This window comes from Fenollaria massiliensis (assembly GCF_023347705.1).
GTDB classification, from domain to species: domain Bacteria; phylum Bacillota; class Clostridia; order Tissierellales; family Peptoniphilaceae; genus Fenollaria; species Fenollaria massiliensis.
The window spans coordinates 1,318,290-1,338,016 of the sequence record NZ_CP096649.1 but is presented as its reverse complement, the minus strand read 5'-3'; the positions used below and the strand labels follow the sequence as shown (position 1 = coordinate 1,338,016).

At 36.7% G+C, this 19,727-nt stretch carries 11 protein-coding genes; 10 read left to right on the top strand and 1 reads right to left on the bottom strand.

The features are described from left to right. From rpoC to M1R53_RS06505, 7 genes are all read left to right on the top strand, one after another. On the top strand, nt 1–3,720 hold the full coding sequence (rpoC, locus tag M1R53_RS06535) for a DNA-directed RNA polymerase subunit beta' (RefSeq protein ID WP_249242436.1): 3,720 nt from the start codon (nt 1–3) through the stop codon (nt 3,718–3,720). Between the two features lie 150 nt (nt 3,721–3,870). After that, nucleotides 3,871–4,113, top strand: a complete 243-nt coding sequence (locus M1R53_RS06530) for a ribosomal L7Ae/L30e/S12e/Gadd45 family protein (protein WP_019214111.1) — start codon at nt 3,871–3,873, stop codon at nt 4,111–4,113. Nucleotides 4,114–4,136: 23 nt separating this feature from the next. After that, entirely contained in the window at nt 4,137–4,559 is a 423-nt protein-coding gene (gene rpsL, locus M1R53_RS06525; protein ID WP_249242435.1) for a 30S ribosomal protein S12, read from the top strand. Between the two features lie 125 nt (nt 4,560–4,684). Further along, complete coding sequence (rpsG, locus tag M1R53_RS06520) at nt 4,685–5,155, top strand: 30S ribosomal protein S7 (RefSeq protein WP_019214109.1); 471 nt, start codon at nt 4,685–4,687, stop codon at nt 5,153–5,155. 18 nt (nt 5,156–5,173) lie between these two features. Then, nucleotides 5,174–7,240, top strand: a complete 2,067-nt coding sequence (fusA, locus tag M1R53_RS06515; protein ID WP_249242434.1) for an elongation factor G — start codon at nt 5,174–5,176, stop codon at nt 7,238–7,240. A 20-nt stretch (nt 7,241–7,260) separates the two neighbouring features. Then, entirely contained in the window at nt 7,261–8,454 is a 1,194-nt protein-coding gene (gene tuf / locus M1R53_RS06510) for an elongation factor Tu (protein ID WP_249242433.1), read from the top strand. A 203-nt stretch (nt 8,455–8,657) separates the two neighbouring features. Next, a complete protein-coding gene (locus M1R53_RS06505) occupies nt 8,658–13,799 on the top strand; it encodes a Cna B-type domain-containing protein (protein WP_249242432.1) in 5,142 nt (1,713 codons plus the stop codon). A 95-nt stretch (nt 13,800–13,894) separates the two neighbouring features. Here M1R53_RS06505 and M1R53_RS06500 read toward each other — a convergent pair whose 3' ends face one another. Further along, a complete protein-coding gene (locus tag M1R53_RS06500; protein WP_249242431.1) occupies nt 13,895–14,692 on the bottom strand; it encodes a hypothetical protein in 798 nt (265 codons plus the stop codon). A gap of 101 nt (nt 14,693–14,793) precedes the next feature. Between M1R53_RS06500 and M1R53_RS06495 the strand changes: the two genes are divergently transcribed. From M1R53_RS06495 to M1R53_RS06485, 3 genes are all read left to right on the top strand, one after another. Next, on the top strand, nt 14,794–15,957 hold the full coding sequence (locus M1R53_RS06495) for an amidohydrolase (RefSeq protein WP_249242430.1): 1,164 nt from the start codon (nt 14,794–14,796) through the stop codon (nt 15,955–15,957). A 188-nt stretch (nt 15,958–16,145) separates the two neighbouring features. Beyond that, complete coding sequence (gene fusA, locus M1R53_RS06490) at nt 16,146–18,215, top strand: elongation factor G (RefSeq protein ID WP_249242429.1); 2,070 nt, start codon at nt 16,146–16,148, stop codon at nt 18,213–18,215. 1,049 nt (nt 18,216–19,264) lie between these two features. Next, nucleotides 19,265–19,723, top strand: coding sequence for a CtsR family transcriptional regulator (locus M1R53_RS06485; RefSeq protein WP_249242428.1), 459 nt, complete (start codon nt 19,265–19,267; stop codon nt 19,721–19,723). The last annotated feature ends 4 nt before the right edge of the window (nt 19,724–19,727 follow it).

Sequence of the window (19,727 nt, the reverse complement as noted above, 5' to 3'; positions counted from 1 at the left end):
TTGTTCGAATTAAATAAATTTAACAGTATTCAAATAGGCCTTGCATCAAGCCAAGACATCAGAGAGTGGTCTAAGGGAGAAGTTAAAAAACCAGAAACAATAAATTACAGAACATTAAAGCCAGAAGCAGAAGGCTTGTTCTGTGAAAAGATATTTGGACCTGTAAAAGACTGGACTTGTCACTGCGGTAAATACAACAAGATTAGATATAAAGGCATGATATGCGATAAGTGCGGCGTTGAAATTACAAGAGCTAAGGTAAGACGTGAGAGGATGGGCCATATTGAACTAGCAAGCCCATGTACACATATTTGGTACCTTAAAGGAACACCTTCAAGGATAGCCATAGTACTTGACGTTTCACCAAAAGAGCTTGAGCACGTTGTATATTTTGCTTCATATATAGTTATGGATCCAGGCAAAACTGGCTTAAAATATAAACAAATCTTAAATGAACAAGAATATTCAGAAGCTATAGAAATGTTTGGCTATGGTTCATTTGATGCAAGGATGGGCGCAGAAGCGGTTCTTGAACTTCTTAAGGCCATAGACCTAGATAAAGAAGCAGAAGAATTAACAGAAGAGCTAGAAGGCGCATCAACACAAAAGAAGATTAAAGTTTTAAGAAAGCTTGAAACTATCGAATCATTCAGACAATCAGGCAATAGACCTGAGTGGATGGTTATAGAAGCACTTCCAGTTATACCACCAGATTTAAGACCTATGGTTCAACTAGATGGCGGTAGATTTGCTACAAGCGATTTAAACGATTTATATAGAAGAGTTATCAACAGAAACAACAGACTTAGAAGACTTCTTGAGCTATCAGCACCAGAAATCATCACAAGAAACGAAAAGAGAATGCTTCAAGAAGCTGTTGACGCACTAATCGATAACGGTAGACGCGGAAGAGCGGTAACTGGTCCTGGCAACAGACCACTTAAGTCTCTATCCGATATGATAAAGGGTAAACAAGGTAGATTTAGACAAAACCTACTAGGCAAGAGAGTTGACTACTCAGGTAGATCTGTAATTGTTGTAGGACCAAAACTAAAGTTCTACCAATGCGGTCTTCCTAAGATGATGGCACTAGAACTATTTAAGCCATTTGTTATGAGAAGACTTGTTGAAACAGGCAAGGCTCATAACATCAAGAGCGCTAAGAGAATGGTCGAAAGAGCTAAGTCAGATATTTGGGACGTACTTGAATACGTTATCAAAGATCATCCAGTGCTATTAAACAGAGCACCGACTCTTCACAGACTTGGTATTCAAGCATTTGAACCAGTTTTAGTTGAAGGTAAGGCAATAAAATTACATCCACTAGTATGTTCAGCATATAACGCCGACTTCGACGGTGACCAAATGGCTGTCCACCTACCATTATCAATCGAAGCACAAGCTGAAGCAAGACTTTTAATGCTTTCAATTAACAATATATTAGCACCAAAAGATGGTAAACCAATTTCAATACCATCACAAGACATGGTACTAGGATGCTATTACATGACACTTGACATAGAAGGAAGCAAAGGCTCAGGCCACGTTTTCCAAGACTATGACGAGATGATAAAAGCTTATCAATTAGGACTAATAGATTTACACGCAAAAGTTAAGGTTAGAGTAAAACTTAATGAAGAAGATAGAGGTAAACTTGTTGAATCAACAGTTGGTAGATTCATTCTTAATAAGAAGATACCTCAAGACCTTGGCTTTGTAAATAGAGAAGAAGATCCATATTCACTTGAAATAGACAGAGTTGTTTCAAAGAAAACTTTAGGAACTATACTTGATAAGTGCTATCAAAAGCACGGTAACATCGTTACTAGCAAGCTTTTAGACCATATCAAATCAACTGGTTATAAGCACTCAACACTTTCAGCAGTATCTATATCCATGGCGGACGTTGTAGTTCCTAAGGAAAAGACTGCTCTAATTGAAAAGGCTCAAAAAGAAGTTGAAAAATACGAAAAGGCTTATAGAGACGGTTTTATGACCGAAGAAGAAAGATACGAAGGCGTTATCAATATTTGGAATGGAATCACTGATGAAGTTACTGATGCACTTATGAAATCACTAGACCCACTAAACAATATCTTCATCATGGCAGACTCTGGAGCCAGAGGTAGTAAGAACCAAATCCGTCAATTAGGCGGTATGCGTGGTCTGATGGCATCATCAACTGGTAAGACAGTAGAAATCCCTATCAAGTCAAACTTTAGAGAGGGACTATCAGTACTAGAGTTCTTCCTATCATCACACGGTTCTAGAAAGGGTCTATCAGATATCGCCTTAAAGACAGCAGACTCTGGTTATCTAACAAGAAGATTAGTTGACGTATCACAAGACGTTATAGTTACTGAAGACGATTGCCATACTGATGAAGGACACACAGTTAGAACTATAAGAGATGGCAAAGAAATTCTTGAAGAGCTAGAAGAAAGACTTATCGGTAGATACGCTTTTGAAGATGTAATAAACCCTAAGGACGGTTCAATCATAGTTAAGAAAGACGAGCTTATTGATGAAGATACAGCTCACTTCATACAAGAAATTGGCATAGAAGAAGTTAAGGTAAGAAGCGTTCTTACTTGTCAAACTAAGCACGGCGTTTGCGCTAAGTGCTATGGTAGAAACCTTGCTACAGGAAACAATGTTAATATTGGCGAATCAGTTGGTATCATCGCCGCTCAATCAATAGGTGAGCCAGGTACACAGCTTACAATGAGAAACTTCCACTCAGGTGGGGTTGCCAACGCAGACGACATCACTCAAGGTCTTCCAAGAGTTGAAGAACTTTTCGAAGCTAGAAAACCAAAAGGACAAGCACAAATCGCTCAAATTTCAGGTATTGTATCAATAAACGAAGACGATCCACAACAAAGAATCGTTGTTATAACAGATGACAAAGAAGGTACAGCAGTAGAGCATCCTGTTAATTATGCGGCAAGACTTAAAGTTCACGAAGGCGACTACATCGAAAAAGGTAAAGAAATCACAGAAGGTAACGCATCACCTCAAGAAATTATGAAAGTTCTTGGCGTAGAGGGCGTTGAAGACTATATAATAAAAGAAGTTCAAAGAGTATATAGAATGACAGGTATCGATATCAATGACAAACACATTGAAATCATCTGTAAACAAATGCTTAAGAAAGTTAGGATAGAAGCACAAAATGATTCTTCATTCTTACCAGGAGCACTTGTAAATATATATGACTTCATCCATGAAAACAGAAAACTTAAAGAAGAAGGCAAAGTACCAGCAGAAGGTAAGAGAGTACTACTTGGTATATCCAAGTCATCATTAGCAACAGATTCATTCTTATCAGCAGCTTCATTCCAAGAAACAACAAGAGTTTTAACAGAAGCAGCTATCAGAGGCAAGAAAGACGAGCTAGTAGGACTTAAGGAAAACGTTATCATAGGTAAGATCATACCAGCGGGTACAGGTATGCTTAAGTATAGAAACATCAAAGTTAAAGAAGACGAAACAGTTTTGAAAAAACAAATGGAAGAAGAACTTAAGAGAAAGAGAAGAGAGATAGACGATACTAACCTTTTCAAAGACTTTGATGAAGACGAAAAAGACAAAAAGAAATCAAAGGATGAAGAAGAAATTGAAGAGAGCGTAGATACTTCTGATTCAATCGAACTAGATAAAATTATAAAAAATTTATTAAACGAAGAAAAAGATAAAAATTCTTCTAAGGATAATTAATATATTTATAATTAAATAAAAATAATGCTAAGAAAGTCAAGATATTTTGTTAAAATACACAAAAATATCTTGACTTTTTTCTTAATGCGTGGTACAATTCAGTTATGCGTGAAAGTTCACGCTATTAATAGAGCTAAAGGAGGATGCTTAATGGATACCGACACCTTGGGGCCTAGCAGTGTAGTTGGGTTTAAACAGGTAATAAGAGGGCTAAAATCTAATTTATTTAAACAAGTTTTTATTGCTCTTGATGCTGATAAGCATATAAAAACGCTTATCGAAGAAGAGGCAGATAAAAAATCTGTAGATGTTGTGTATATAAACACAAAAGAAGAGTTAGGAAAGCTCTGTGGTATTGAAATAAATGCAGCTGCCGCTGCTTTATTAAAATAATTTTTATGTAAGGAGGTGCTTTGATGCCAACGATTAATCAATTGATCAGAAAAGGAAGATCAAAAGTAGTTTACAAATCTAAATCACCAGCTTTAGATACAACTTATAACTCACTTAAGAAGAGACAATCTTTAGTAAATGCTCCACAAAAAAGAGGAGTATGTGTTTCTGTAAAGACAGTTACACCTAAAAAGCCAAACTCTGCCCTAAGAAAAGTTGCTAAAGTTAGACTAGTTAACGGATATGAAGTTTCAGCTTACATCCCAGGAATTGGTCACAACTTACAAGAACACAGTGTTGTTCTTATAAGAGGTGGAAGAGTAAAAGACCTTCCCGGCGTACGTTACCACATAATTAGAGGAACATTAGATACTGCCGGAGTTGAAAACAGAAAACAAAGTAGGTCTAAATACGGTTCTAAGAAACCTAAAGAAGAAAAGAAGTAAAAAAATTATTTAGTCGTTGAAATGCAAAGCATTAAATAGATGATGAGCATTTTGGCGCTAGACGGCTTTTAGAGATTTGCCGAGTACCAATGAATCTACTAAGATAGTTAAGGAGGGAAGAAAAAGTGCCAAGAAAAGGACACGTGCCTAAACGTGAAGTAATGCCAGATGCAAGATACAATGATGTTGTAGTTACAAAATTAATAAACTCAATCATGCTTGACGGCAAAAAAGGCTTAGCTCAAAGCATAGTTTACGGGGCATTTGATATAGTTGCAGAAAAGACAGGTGAAGACGCTCTTGAACAATTCTACAAGGCTATGAATAACATCATGCCAGTACTAGAAGTTAAAGCAAGACGTATTGGTGGTGCTAACTACCAAGTTCCGTTGGAAGTAAGACCTGAAAGAAGACAAACTTTAGCAATTAGATGGTTAGTACAATACTCCAGAGCAAGAGGAGAAAAGACTATGGTCGAAAGATTAGCTAAAGAGTTGATGGATGCAGCCAATGGACAAGGTGCTTCTGTTAAGAAGAGAGAAGAAGTTCATAGAATGGCTGAAGCAAATAAAGCATTTGCACATTATAGATATTAATAATAAGGGGGAAAACTTGTGCCAAGAGAAATTGCACTAAAAGATGTCAGAAACATCGGTATCATGGCGCATATTGACGCAGGTAAAACAACCACTACAGAAAGAATTCTTTATTATACAGGAAAGATTCATAAGATAGGAGAAACTCACGAAGGCGCTGCTACCATGGACTTCATGGTTCAAGAGCAAGAAAGAGGTATCACTATCGGTTCAGCAGCAACAACATGTTACTGGAAGAATCATAGAATCAATATCATAGATACACCGGGCCACGTTGACTTCACAGTAGAAGTTGAACGTTCCCTAAGAGTTCTAGACGGTGCGGTTGCTTTATATGACGCTAAGGGGGGAGTTGAACCTCAAAGCGAGACTGTATGGCGTCAAGCCGATAAATACGGTGTACCTAGACTTGCATTTGTTAATAAAATGGACGTTGTAGGTGCAAACTTTGACAGAACACTAAAGATGATGAGAGAAAGATTAAACGCTCATCCAATAGCTGTTCAATTGCCAATAGGCAAAGAAGATACATTTAAAGGTATCATAGACTTAATCTCAATGAAAGCTGAATTATACGAAGACGATCTAGGAACTATCATTCAAGAATCAGATATCCCAGAAGATCTTTTAGAAACAGCTAAGAAATATAGAGAAGAAATGATCGAAGAAATCGCTGATTTCGATGAAGAAGTTATGGAACTATACCTAGGCGGTGAAGACGTTCCTAACGATATGATTAAAAAAGTATTAAGAAGAGAATGTGTTGCTAACCAAGTAACACCAGTTCTATGCGGTAGTGCATACAAGAACAAGGGTGTACAATTCCTTCTAGATGCTATAATTGATTATTTACCATCACCTATCGATATACCACCAGTTACAGGTACAGATAGAGATGGAGAAATAATTGAAAGAGAATCAGCAGATGATGCTCCATTAGCAGCATTAGCATTTAAGATCGTTACAGACCCATTCGTTGGTAAACTTGCTTATGCAAGAATTTACTCAGGTGTTTTAAAGAGCGGTTCTTATGTATTTAACTCATCAAAGGGTAAGAGAGAAAGAATCGGACGTATCGTATTAATGCATGCTGACAAGAGAGAAGAAATTGAAGAAGCTTACGCAGGATCAATCGTTGCTATAGTAGGTTTAAAAGTTACAGGTACAGGTGATACACTATGTGCTGAAGACAAACCAATCATACTAGAAAACATGGAATTCCCAGAACCAGTTATCTCAGTAGCGATAGAACCAAAGACAAAAGCTTCACAAGATAAGATGACTCAAGCTTTATTAAAGCTTGCTGAAGAAGACCCAACATTTAAGACATATACAGATGAAGAAACAGGTCAAACAATCATCGCCGGCATGGGCGAACTTCACCTAGAAATCATTGTAGACAGACTTTTAAGAGAGTTCAAAGTAGAAGCAAACGTTGGTAATCCACAAGTTGCTTACAAAGAATCAATCAAGTCAACTGCAGAAGGCGAAGGTAAATACGTTAAACAATCTGGTGGTCGTGGACAATACGGTCACGCTAGAATTAGAATCGAACCACAACCAGCAGGAAAAGGTTACGAATTCGTTAACGCAATCGTTGGTGGAGCTATTCCAAAAGAATACATTGGACCAGTTGATCAAGGTATACAAGAAGCATTACAATCAGGTATCATAGCTGGTTATCCAGTACTTGACGTAAAAGTAACTTTATACGATGGTTCATACCACGAAGTCGACTCATCAGAAATGGCATTTAAGATTGCCGGTTCTATGGCAATAAAAGATGCTCTTAAGAAAGCATCACCTACACTTCTTGAACCTATGATGAAAGTTGAAGTAACAACTCCTGAAGAATACATGGGAGATGTAATCGGAGACTTAAACTCAAGAAGAGGTAGAATTGAAGGTATGGAACTTGATAACGGAGCACAACACGTTAGAGCATTCGTTCCACTTTCAGAAATGTTTGGATATGCAACAAGCCTTAGAAGTAACACACAAGGTAGAGCTAACTACTCAATGCAATTCGATCACTACGATCCAGTTCCAAACAGCATATTAGAAAAAGTCATTGGAAATAAATAATTTTTTATAGGAGGTAAAAAATGGCTAAACAAAAATTTGAAAGAACAAAACCACATGTTAACATTGGTACAATCGGTCACGTTGACCACGGTAAAACAACATTAACAGCAGCTATAACATTAGTACTAAATAAGAGAAACGGTACAGGAGAATTCGTTGATTATGCAAATATCGACAAGGCTCCAGAAGAAAGAGCAAGAGGTATAACAATTAATACTTCTCACGTTGAGTATGAAACAGCTAAGAGACACTACGCACACGTTGACTGCCCAGGCCACGCCGACTACGTTAAGAACATGATCACTGGTGCTGCTCAAATGGACGGCGCTATCCTAGTAGTATCTGCTGCAGACGGTCCAATGCCTCAAACAAGAGAGCACATCCTACTTGCTAGACAAGTTGGTGTACCTAAGATCGTTGTATTCCTAAACAAAGAAGACCAAGTAGACGACCCAGAACTTATCGAATTAGTTGAAATGGAAGTTAGAGAACTTCTTAACGAATACGATTTCGACGGAGACAACACTCCAATCGTTGTAGGTTCAGCTCTTAAAGCTCTTGAAGATCCAGACGGACCTTGGGGAGATAAGATCGTGAAACTTATGGAAGAAGTTGACGAATACATTCCTCAACCAGAAAGAGCTACAGATCAACCATTCCTAATGCCAGTAGAAGATATCTTCTCAATCACTGGTAGAGGTACAGTTGCTACAGGTAGAGTAGAAAGAGGTACAGTTAAGGTTGGAGATACAGTTGAACTAGTTGGTTTAACAACTGAAATCAGAGACGTAGTAGTAACAGGCGTTGAAATGTTCCACAAACTACTAGACCTAGCAGAAGCTGGAGATAACGTTGGTCTATTACTAAGAGGTGTTCAAAGAGACGAAATCGAAAGAGGTCAAGTACTTGCTGCACCTAAGACAATCAAACCACACACTAAATTTAAAGCAGAAGTTTACGTTCTAACTAAAGAAGAAGGTGGACGTCATACTCCATTCTTCAACGGTTACAGACCACAATTCTATTTCAGAACTACAGACGTTACTGGTAACATCACACTAGAAGACGGAGTAGAAATGGTAATGCCTGGTGATAACGCTAGATTTAACATCGAACTTATCACACCTATCGCTATTGAAAAAGGACTTAAGTTCGCTATCAGAGAAGGCGGTAGAACAGTAGGTGCCGGAGTTGTATCTGAAATTATCGAATAATATCGATTAATTAATTAAGATAAACTATAAAGAGAGCTGAAAGGCTCTCTTTTTTTGTGCAAATTTTTCTTAATTATTAATATTAAAAAAAGTATTGCATTTTACTTTACTTAGGTATATAATAATAGTACTCAAATAAATATTATTGAGTAAGCAAAGCGAAAACTTTGCAAAAAATATAAAAAGAAAAGGGGGTGAAAATAGTGAAAAAAAGAGTTATAATAATTTTTTTAACTTTGCTTTTTACTATTCTAGCATTTGGTAAAGTAGATCTAAATGCAAAATCAACAGATGAAGTAACACAATTGGAGGGAACAGCTCTAAGCGAATTAGCATCAGAAACAGAAGAAGCAAAAGAACTAGAGAAAACACCTAAAGATAAGAATAAAGAAGCTAAAAATCTAGAAGAAGCACAAAATATTGAAACAAAAAAAGAAACAGAAAAAGCAGAAGAAACTAAAGAAAAAACAATTGAAGAGGAAACACCTCAAGTAGAAAATAAAACTAAAGAAAAAACAGAAGATCAACAAATAGTTTCTGATGCAAAAAAAGAAGCTGTTGATCCAGAAAGCAAAGAAGAAGAAATTAAGAAAGACAAAAAAACTGAAGAAAAAACAGAAGATACTAAGAAAAACGCTGAAGCAGAAGTAAAAACTGAAGAAGAAAAGAAACAAGACGAAACAAAAGAAGCTGATGCTAAAACAGACGGAGAAAAAGCTAAAGATGGCACAGAAGAAAAGCCAGAAGAAAAAGCTGAAGAAGGCGAAAAAACTGAAGAGAAGACAGAAGCAAAAGAATTAAAGGCTGGTGAAACACTAGAAATAGAAGAACTAGCTGAAAACCCTATAGCTTTAGGCCAAGGTCAAGGACAAGGCGAAGAAAAAATTGTTCTAGTAGATTCTTTTGAAAAATTAAAGCAAGCTATAGCAGATGCTGGTGATAAACCAACGACTATTGTGATTACGAAAAGTTTTACATTAACCGAAGCTTTGACAATTGGAGCAGACCAAGATATTACTTTAACTGCAGATAATAAGCGTATAGAAGATTCTTGGGATCCAATAAAAAAACCAGCTGATTATGCTGATCAAGGTGAAGAAAAACAAAGAGAGATCATCGAAGAAGCAAGAAGACGTGGAGAGGAAGCTTTAGAAAAAGCTGATTTAAAGAAAAATCTACTTCCTTCTGAAGATAAGAAAGATATCATTATTAAAAGAGATGATGGCTTTACAAATGACACATTATTTAAAGTTTTAGGTAAATTGACTCTTGGAACGAAAGATAAAGCTGTTTATATTGATGGAAATGGGGATATAGCACGTACTGCTTTTGACAACAAGGGTACTGTCATAGATGTCGATGGCGAACTCACAATGAAAAACGCCGTCATAATGAATTCATATAATAAACATGGTTATACTGGACCTGTACGCGTAAACTCTGGCGGAAAGTTCACTATGGAAGGCGGTAGAATCTCTAAGAACACTTCCTTCGAGCAAATCGATCACGACTACGAACGCCCCTATGCGGCCGGCGCCGTTTTCGTTCAACCGGGTGGCACATTCACCATGACCAACGGCTTGATTGATAATAACCACGGTGGCCTAACAGGTGGAGTTTTTGCTGGAAGTCTTTGGGGATCTAGTGGAGATCCTGCTGAAGTTGAGATTAATGGCGGTATTATTGCCAACAATCTTTCAGCCACTCGTTACCAAATGGGTGGAGGTCTCAATGGTTTTCCAGCTTCAAAAATAACTATTACTGACGGAATTATCGCCGGAAATAAATCTTACAACACCGGTGGAGCAATTGGTATCTCTTCTCAATATATTGGCAGTCCAAGCAATGTTTTGGGGGCTGAAAAAGCGACAGTAAACACCAATTACGAGAATTTCATAAAAACAAACAAGGCTGAAGCGATAATTGACGGCGGTTTGATTTATAAAAACAGAGCCCTTTCATCAGGCGGTGGCATCTATATAGACTCTAATGATGTCAAGCTTGGTAAAACGATGATTTTAGACAATAAAGCCGGTGAATTCGGCGGAGGTATTTATGTATCATTTCCACCTATTACGCAAAAATTAGAAGATATTCTGATTACTGAAAACAAAGCAAAGGGCTGGGTAACTTCAAGTATTATCGGCGGTAGCAACGGCGGTGGCCTTTGGAACTGTCCTACAGGCTTTGTCCACATCGGTGACGGCCACAGCGTCTATGTTTACAACAATGACTCTGGCAGCTATGGAAAAGACATTACTTTTTCTGAAAAGACTTGGTATTTCAGCTTAAATGGAAAAAATATTGAAGGCGAATTTTACTCACATATATCTCCGGTTACCAAAGATAAAAACATTATCAAGTTTTTAGAAGATGGTCCAAGTAAAGAAAATGGTGTAGACATTCCAGAAAGACTTTCTTACCATAGACAATTCACTCACTTGAAGGCTGTTTATAGTGAGGAGCTTATCAAAGAAGCTTGGAAAAACTCTAAGACCTTTGTTTTGGGTAACCAAGCTCGTAATGGTGCTGGTGTTGGATCAAATGCCAATATTACAACACCAAAAGACGAAGGTGATTATGGTATTGAAGTCAATAAAAAATGGGATGAACTAATTGAAAAAAAAGATATTCCTAAGGAAATAAAGGCAGACCTTTTTATAGTTCCTATTGACAAGGACCAAAAATACGTTAAGGCGAATTACGGAAAAGATAACTCACTATTCAAATATGGCGAGATTACACTTGGCAAAGAAAACAATTGGCACAGTCGCTTCGACACCAATTATTATAACGGAGCAAACAAAGAAGAAATTCTTAAAAAGCTTGGAATAAAGAATTTCTCAGACATAGGTCTACCTGATGATGCTTATCAAATGGATAAGGGGCTACCATTTACTGCAAAAGAACTTGCTGAAAAAGGATATAAGTATATGGTCATAGAGCAAGGTGACGATTTCTTTGTAGAATATTCTGAAGAAAAACCGACAGAAGATAAAACTGAAAAAGCTGGTGTGCTTGAAATCACTAGAGTATATAATGTTACGTATGATGATGCAGACGTTAGAGAAGACAAGGACATATATTTATATTTTTATGATCCTGTAAAACAAGTTTTAACTCGTATTGGTCAAACAAAAATCCATGAAGAAAAAGATGAAAATGGAGTAGGCAAGGGTTTTGGAAAAGCTACAATTGTTCATCCACTTCTAATAAAGAAGGTTTCAGAATATAAATATTATGGAGCTTACCGTAAATTTACTGAATATGAAGGTTGGGGCGATGTTGAAGGCTATCACAATAGGAATCACGGTTATGCTATTGTTTTAACAGAAAATAAAGACGGCACATTAACTGTAGAAGTACCATATTTATGGCTTAACGACTACTATGAAAATGTAGGTTTTACGGCAATTCAAACTGAAGAGACTCAAGATTATCAGGTTCAAGGAAATAAAAACCATAGCTTTACTCTATCGAACTCACCTTGGGGCAAATTAGATGTAGAAAAGTCTTGGAAGAATATTAAAGAAGAAGATCAACCTAAGTCTATTGAATTTTACTTGCTATTAGATGGTAAACGTGTTATAGATGACTATGATAAGAATGGAAAGCCTATCTATAAAAAACTTACCTTAAGGGAAAAAGACGAATGGAAGGGAAGCTTTGAAAAGCTTGATCCAAAAGCATTGGCTGCTGGCAAATATAGTCTTGAAGAAGATTCAGATATTTTTGCACCAGAGTTTATTAATAATAAAGAAAAATTTAGAATTCGTATAGGCTATGCTAATACTTTTCATGAAGAAGGTCAAGCAGAAAACGAAACAACTTCTACGGGCGGACATTTTAGAGGATATAACTATAAAAATGAAGATGGAACTATAAAGGGCATAAAATTGAACTTATACCTTGATGGTAAAAAAGTGGATACTCAAGAATTTACTTTTACTGTCGATTATATGCCTGAATATAATTTAACTTTTTACGACCTTAAGAAAAATGTTGTCTTTAAAGAGCTTGAAGCAGAAACTTATGGTCAAGGTATTCCAGTTAGATACTATGACGTTATTAGCAATGAACCAAATCTTTATGAATACAATTTCTATTTAAAGAGAGATGAAAATGGGGCTTATGCGCTTTATCTTCCACGCTTAGTCATTAATGGTGTACCATATGCAGATTTATTTATTGCTGAAAAGTTAGAGCCTAATCCGCCTTATGATAGTCACGAGAGGACAACGATTATTAGTCCACAAGAAGCTAAAGAAGATTGGCAAATAAAGGCTGAAAACCACTATGGTCCAGATCATATGATTGAATTTTTGAAGCAATGGCTTGGTGGAGATAGCAATATTCCTGACGAAATTACAGTTATTGTTACTAACGAAAAAGGTGAGATTAAAGAGATCAAACTTACTAAGGAAGGCAAGTGGCAAGAGACTATAGAAAACTTAAAGGGAACTCTTCGTAAGCAGGGATATTCCATCAAAGAAGTGGAAGTTCCTGGCTATACTGGCGCCATTAATACAGAAAAAGCTGGATTAAAAGTAGTCGGCAAGGATAAGGATGGCAAAGAGATTATCCTTAACTATATGACCGATGAAATTAAAAAGGTTTTAGCAGCGGGAAATTATCGTTATGAAGTATTTGAACTTTCAGAAGAAGATAAAAATAAAGAATTTAATGAAGCTAATTTAAATACCTTTATCAAAGTTGAAAAACAAAATGATGGTAGATATATCATTCGCTATGCAAAAGATATAACGCTAACAGAAGTATTTGCTGTTAATATTACTAACACAGAAATACCACCTGAACCACCTACACCAAGAAAGACATTTGTCAGAGTTAGAAAAGTTTGGCAAGCTCTTGGCGAAACTAAAGATATAAAAGTTGAGCTATATATCAATGGAGAAGCAAGCGGCAAATTCCTTACTTTAAACGAAGCAAATGACTGGAGCGCAAGCTTCACAAATCTTGACATTGAAGATGATATGGGTAATGCATATATCTACACTGTTAAAGAAGTAGGCGAAAAGGATAAAGTTTATACTATTGACGAAAGAAAGTTTGAAGTTAGCTACTCTGGTGATATGTACAATGGATTTACTATAGTAAATAAAGAAGTACCACCAGAAGAACCACCAACACCACCTGAAGAGCCTGAAGAACCAGAACCAGAACCACCAACACCACCAACACCAACACCACCAACACCACCAGAAGAACACATAATACCAAAGACTGGTGTTAGTGAAGATGTTTTAGGAATCTTCTTAGCTTTAATGATTCTAATTGGACTTGTATATATCAAGAAAAAGTATATTTTGAAAAAAAGTAAATAGTTAATCTATTATAAAAGATATCTGCTAGGCGCGTCCTGGCAGATATTTTTTGCAAAAAAATAGTAGGAAGCATTTCTTCCTACTATATCAAAATATTATTTAAATTCAAATGTAGTCGTCTTTTCTTCGCCGCCATCGCCTTTGTAGACTAGCTCGAACTTTTCTGCTTTGCCTTTTGCGTGATCGAAGTAAAATAATACATGTTCTGTTTTGCCGCTTGCAATATTTATCTTAAACTTGGCTGCATCGTATTTACCTCTGTCTGTGTAAAGCGTTGCACTAAGTAGTGATCTATCCCATTTCTCAGTGTTCATAAGCTTTGCTCTGACTTCCATACCCTTAGTAACTTTTCCTATGGATATGAATTTTATGTTGATGGAGTCTTTTTTATAGTTTTCATCGCCCCAAGCGTGTGGTTCGTATATTGATGGCGAGAACTTGAATACACCGTTTTTGTCTTTGTAGATATAGATGTATTGCACTGTTTTTGAATCGTTGTAGCTAAGTGTGTATCTAAGTTCTATTGCATCTTCGTCAACTTGTTTTGCCTCAACGTCCGATACATCAACTTTTATATCTTTCAAAGCTTCAGAAAGCTCTTTGTTATGCTCCCTGTAGGCGTCTCTTGTGATATCAACTGCTGTTAAATACTCATCACAAACCATTTCTGAGAATGCTTCGTAATTTTTATCTTCAATGCTCTTTTTAATAAAGCGTTTAAGCTCATTAACGAAGTCATCGTTTATATCGTCAGCGTTTGGTTCTTTTTTCTCGCTAACGTTCCACTCTTTAATCATTTCTTTTGTAAATTTTTCATGCTTTTCCGAGCATGCACTTAAAAGCATGATAGCAGCTAGTGCCATAGTTATAAATAAAATAAATTTCTTTTTCATAATTCACCTCAACATTAGATATATTACTACATATAAGCCTTTTTGTCAAGCTTGACAAAAGCCGCTGCTTGTTGTAAGATTGAGCCAAGTAGGTGATGGTTATGGATTTGATTTCATGTAGAAGATTATTTCATAAAATTCCTGAGCTTGGCTTTGAAGAAGTTAAGACAACGAAGGAAATTATTAAAATATTAGAAAATTTAAATTGTAAGCTTTATTATGGTAAAGCCATCTATGAAGATGGTGCAGAAAGCGATATGAGTGATATTAACAAGGGCTATACTGGGGTAATGGCTGAGTTTGGCAAGGCCCCATACTTTTTATTTAGAGCGGACATCGATGCACTTAAGATAAAAGAGACAAAGGATGTAACTCATATACCGAACCTTTTTGGATTTGCTTCGACTAATAATAATATGCACGCCTGTGGCCACGATGGACACATAGCCTTGGCGCTAAGCTTATGCGAGCGATTTAGTGAGTCTGGTGACTCTGTTAGAGTTTTATTTCAGCCAGCCGAGGAAGGCGTTGGAGGCGCAAGACGCATGGCGAACTTCATTACAGAGGATGTAGATGGATTTTTATCCTATCACATCGGTTTAGGCGAGAAAAAAGGCTATATCGGTGTTGGAACTACCGATTTTATGGCGACTACTAAGCTTGATATGAACTTTTTTGGCAAGTCAGCTCACGCGGCGAATGCACCAGAAGAAGGCATCTGCGCTCTAACCATTGCCATGGCTTTTATAGACATGATTAAGGACTTAACAGTAGATGCTCATCACAAAAAACTTATCAACATTGGCATTATTAATGGTGGAGGTCAAAGAAATGCCATCATGGATAAAATTACTTTAGGCATGGACCTTAGAAGTGATAGTGATGAGGCGATGGATGAGATGCTTGAAGCGATGGAAAACATTGCAAAATGTGTATCTGAGGCGAAGGGTGCAAGATACGAGCTTGATATAATCGCAAGGGCTAGTGCATATAAGGAAGAAAATATCAATCTTGTCGATAGAATAATTAAAAAGCTTAATAAAAACGATGTAAAAACTGATAGGATGCCAAGTTTTGGCGCAAGTGAAGATGTAACCACTTATCTTAAAAAGCTTAAGCAAAAGAAGGTTCCTGCCATGCATTTAATGCTGGGAACAAATTTAAAAGGACCTCATCACAGCGATGTATTTGATTTTGATGAAGATGATCTTGAATATTTTTACAAGGCTATAGGACTTGCATATGATGAGATGAAAGAAGAGTGATGAGCTCTTCTTTTTAATCTCTTTATAATTTTTGCATATCAGCACAATAAAATCATTGCAAAAAAAATCTATATATGTTATAATATTTTTGTGAAGGGATTTTGTCTTCACACTAAATTTTTTTACTCAAAACGCTTTTACAAAGTAAATTGATAAAATAACTATATTATATATGAGGAGGAAAAAATATGAAGGCTTACGATGCAAGCAAAATCAGAAACGTATCCCTTTTGGGACACAGTAGCAGTGGTAAAACTATGCTAGTTGAATCACTTTTATACGCAACAGGCGCTATCTCTAGGATGGGCAAGGTTGAAGACGGAAATACTGTTGGAGACTTCTCTATAGAAGAGAAACAAAGAAAGGTTTCTATTAATACAAAGGTTATTCCTGTAGAATATAATGATGTTAAATACAATTTTCTTGATACACCTGGTTACTTTGACTTTATTGGCGAGATGTACGGTGCAAAGAGAGCATCTGAAGGCTCTATACTAGTTATTGACGCACAAGCAGGTGTTGAAGTTGGTACTGAAAAAGCGTGGAAAAACTTAAATAAATATCACACTCCAAGATTTATCTTTTTAAATAAGATGGATAAGGAAAATGTTAAGTTTGATGAAGTTTTGGACGAGATAAGAACAAAACTTGGTGGACACATAGTTCCACTAGTTATGCCTATTGGCGAAGCTGAAGGCTTCAAGGGCATGGTTGACTTAATTCAAGATAAGGCATATAGCTATGAAAATAGAAAGAGAACTGAAATTCCTGTTCCAGCTGAGTGGGATGGCTACATTGAAAAGCTTAGAGGCGAATTAAATGAAGTTGTTGCTGAAACATCTGAGGAACTTATGGAAAAATTCTTTGCAGGCGAAAAATTTACTGACGCTGAATTTAAAGAAGGTATAAAGCAAGCTGTTAGAAACGGTGAACTAACTATACTTATGGTAGGTAGCGTTGAAAAAGGCATAGGCATGGAGCTACTTCTTCATAAGATTCAAAGATATTTCCCTGCTCCAAACGAAGTAGGCGCATACACTGGCACATGGAAAGATAAAGAAGAATTGAGAAAAGTTGACACAAATGAACCATTCTCAGCAGTTGTTTTCAAGACTATAGTTGACCCATTCGTAGGAAAATTATCTCTATTCAAAGTTATATCTGGTAAGCTTACAAAATCAACACCATTATACAATGCAAGTCAAGAAGTAGAAGAAAAGCTTGGTGGATTATTCTACTTAAGAGGTAAGACTCAAATCGATACTGAAACCATCACCGCAGGAGACATAGGTGCTACAAGTAAACTTGAACACGCTCGTACTGGCGATACGCTATGTGACAAGGCTAATCCTGTTATATTCGAGAGAATTAGGTATCCAAAGCCAACTCTATATATGTCAGTAAGACCTGTAAAACAAGGCGAAGACGAAAAGATAGGCGTTTCACTTAACAAGATGACTGCAGAAGACCCAACATTTGAAGTGCTTAGAAATCATGAGACTAAAGAGCTTCTAATCGGCGGTCAAGGTAATATGCAATTAACAGTTATTAAAGATAAATTGAAAAACACATTTGGCGTTGAGATTGAACTTGACGATCCAAAGATTGCTTACAGAGAAACTATCAGACAAAAAGCTGAAGTTCAAGGCAAGCACAAGAAACAATCAGGCGGTGCTGGTCAATATGGTGACGTTTGGGTAAGATTTGAGCCAAACGATGGCGACGACTTTGTATTCCAAGAAGAGGTATTCGGTGGAGCAGTTCCAAAGAATTTCTTCCCAGCAGTTGAAAAAGGTCTTAGAGAATCACTTGAACATGGCGTTTTAGCAGGCTATCCGGTAGTTCATGTTAAGGCAACATTATACGATGGTTCATACCACGATGTTGACTCAAACGAAATGGCATTCAAGATTGCTGCACAATTAGCATTTAAGAAGGGTATGCAAGAAGCAAAACCAATCTTGCTTGAACCTATAGTTAAGGCAGAAATAAAAGTGCCAGAAAACTACCTAGGCGACGTTATGGGCGATATGAACAAACGTAGAGGCAGAATCTTAGGCATAGATTCACAAGATGACGGTACACAAGTAATTACAGCAGAAGTACCTCATTCAGAAATGTTTAGATACGCAATAGACCTAAGAGCGATGACACAAGCAAGAGGCTCCTTCCAAATGGACTTCATTAGATACGAAGAAGTACCACAAGACCAAGCAAATAAGATTATAGAAGCAGCCAACGCAGAAAAAAATAAATAAATAGAATAAAATACAAATATTTAATATATTTTTTCAAGCACGGAGTGCCAAGGTTCCGGGGTTCCCTGCCAATGCAAAGCATTGAGCAAGGGTCGGGTTCTTCTATTTTACATCGCTGAAAGCGATGGCAAGGTTCACGTCCGCAAGGACGGGGTTCTTTTTCTCTTCCGCTGCCAGAAGCAGTGGTACGAGCAAGAAGAAAATTTAATAAGAATATACAATATTAAATATATTTTTTCAAGCACGGAGTGCCAAGGTTCCGGGGTTCCCTGCCAATGCGAAGCATTGAGCAAGGGTCGGGTTCTTCTATTTATTCTCTTACATTGCCGGAGGCGATGAGGGTGTAAGGAAAAATTTTATAATAAATAGAATATACGATATTTAATATATTTTTTCATATTTATTCTCTTAGAGAAACACACAGGTTTTACTTGTGTGTTTTTCTTTGCAATATTTTTTCAAGCACAAAGTACCAAAGTTTATTTAATTTGTGATAAGTTAAAAAAACTATATAAGGTTTTCATATTTTAAATTGCCGAAGTCAATTGCAAGGTTCTGGGGTTCCCTGCCAACGCGAAGCGTTGTGCAAGGGTCAGGTTCTTATTCTCTTAAGGAGGACGTACTGATTAGGGTACGTCTTTCTTATTTAGTGTATTTAATATTTTATAATTATGTAAAATTTTTCATATTTTAAATTGCCGAAGGCAATTGCAAGGTTCCGGGGCACCCATCCAACACGAAGTGTTGAGATAGGGTCGGGTTCTTATTCTCTTAGAGAAACACACAGGTTTTACTTATGTGTTTTTCTTTTGAATTTTTTAAGTGCGGTTCCAATACTAAATTTTCAATCAGAATTGATGTATAGGGCGAAGTGGAATGAGCGAACGACTGAGCTGTACTATTAGGTACACGACAGGAGTGAGCGAACGAACGAGCGCTAGGCACAATTCTGGTGGAAATTTTAACAAAATAGTTACACTTAATGTTTATCCATTGCACATCTTGGGTACTTATGGTATAATAGTCAAAGAAGGTCAAAGGTGAGAAATATGTTAAGCGATGAAATTCAATATTTTTTAAACAATTTACTTGACAAAGAGGGTGGCAGCATACTTATAAAGCGTAATGACATTGCCATAAGATTTAACTGTTCGCCAAGTCAAATTAACTATGTCTTAACGACAAGGTTTGCGCCTCACTTTGGTTACTATATTCAATCAAGAAGGGGCGAGGGCGGCTATATCAAGATCGAGAAGCTTGATCTTTTAGAGGATGAAGACGAGTACAAAGAGATACTTATGGACGCCATTGGCGAGAGCATCACCATCAAAGAAGCTCATGACATCATCAGAAAGCTTTGTGATGACGAAATCATTACAAAAGACGAGAAAGAAATAATTCTTGCGTCTATTGATGACAGGGCTCTAACTATTGATATAGATAAGAGAAATGCACTTAGAAGTGATATATTAAAAAACATCCTACTAGTTTTACTTAAAAGGGGGTAGTAAA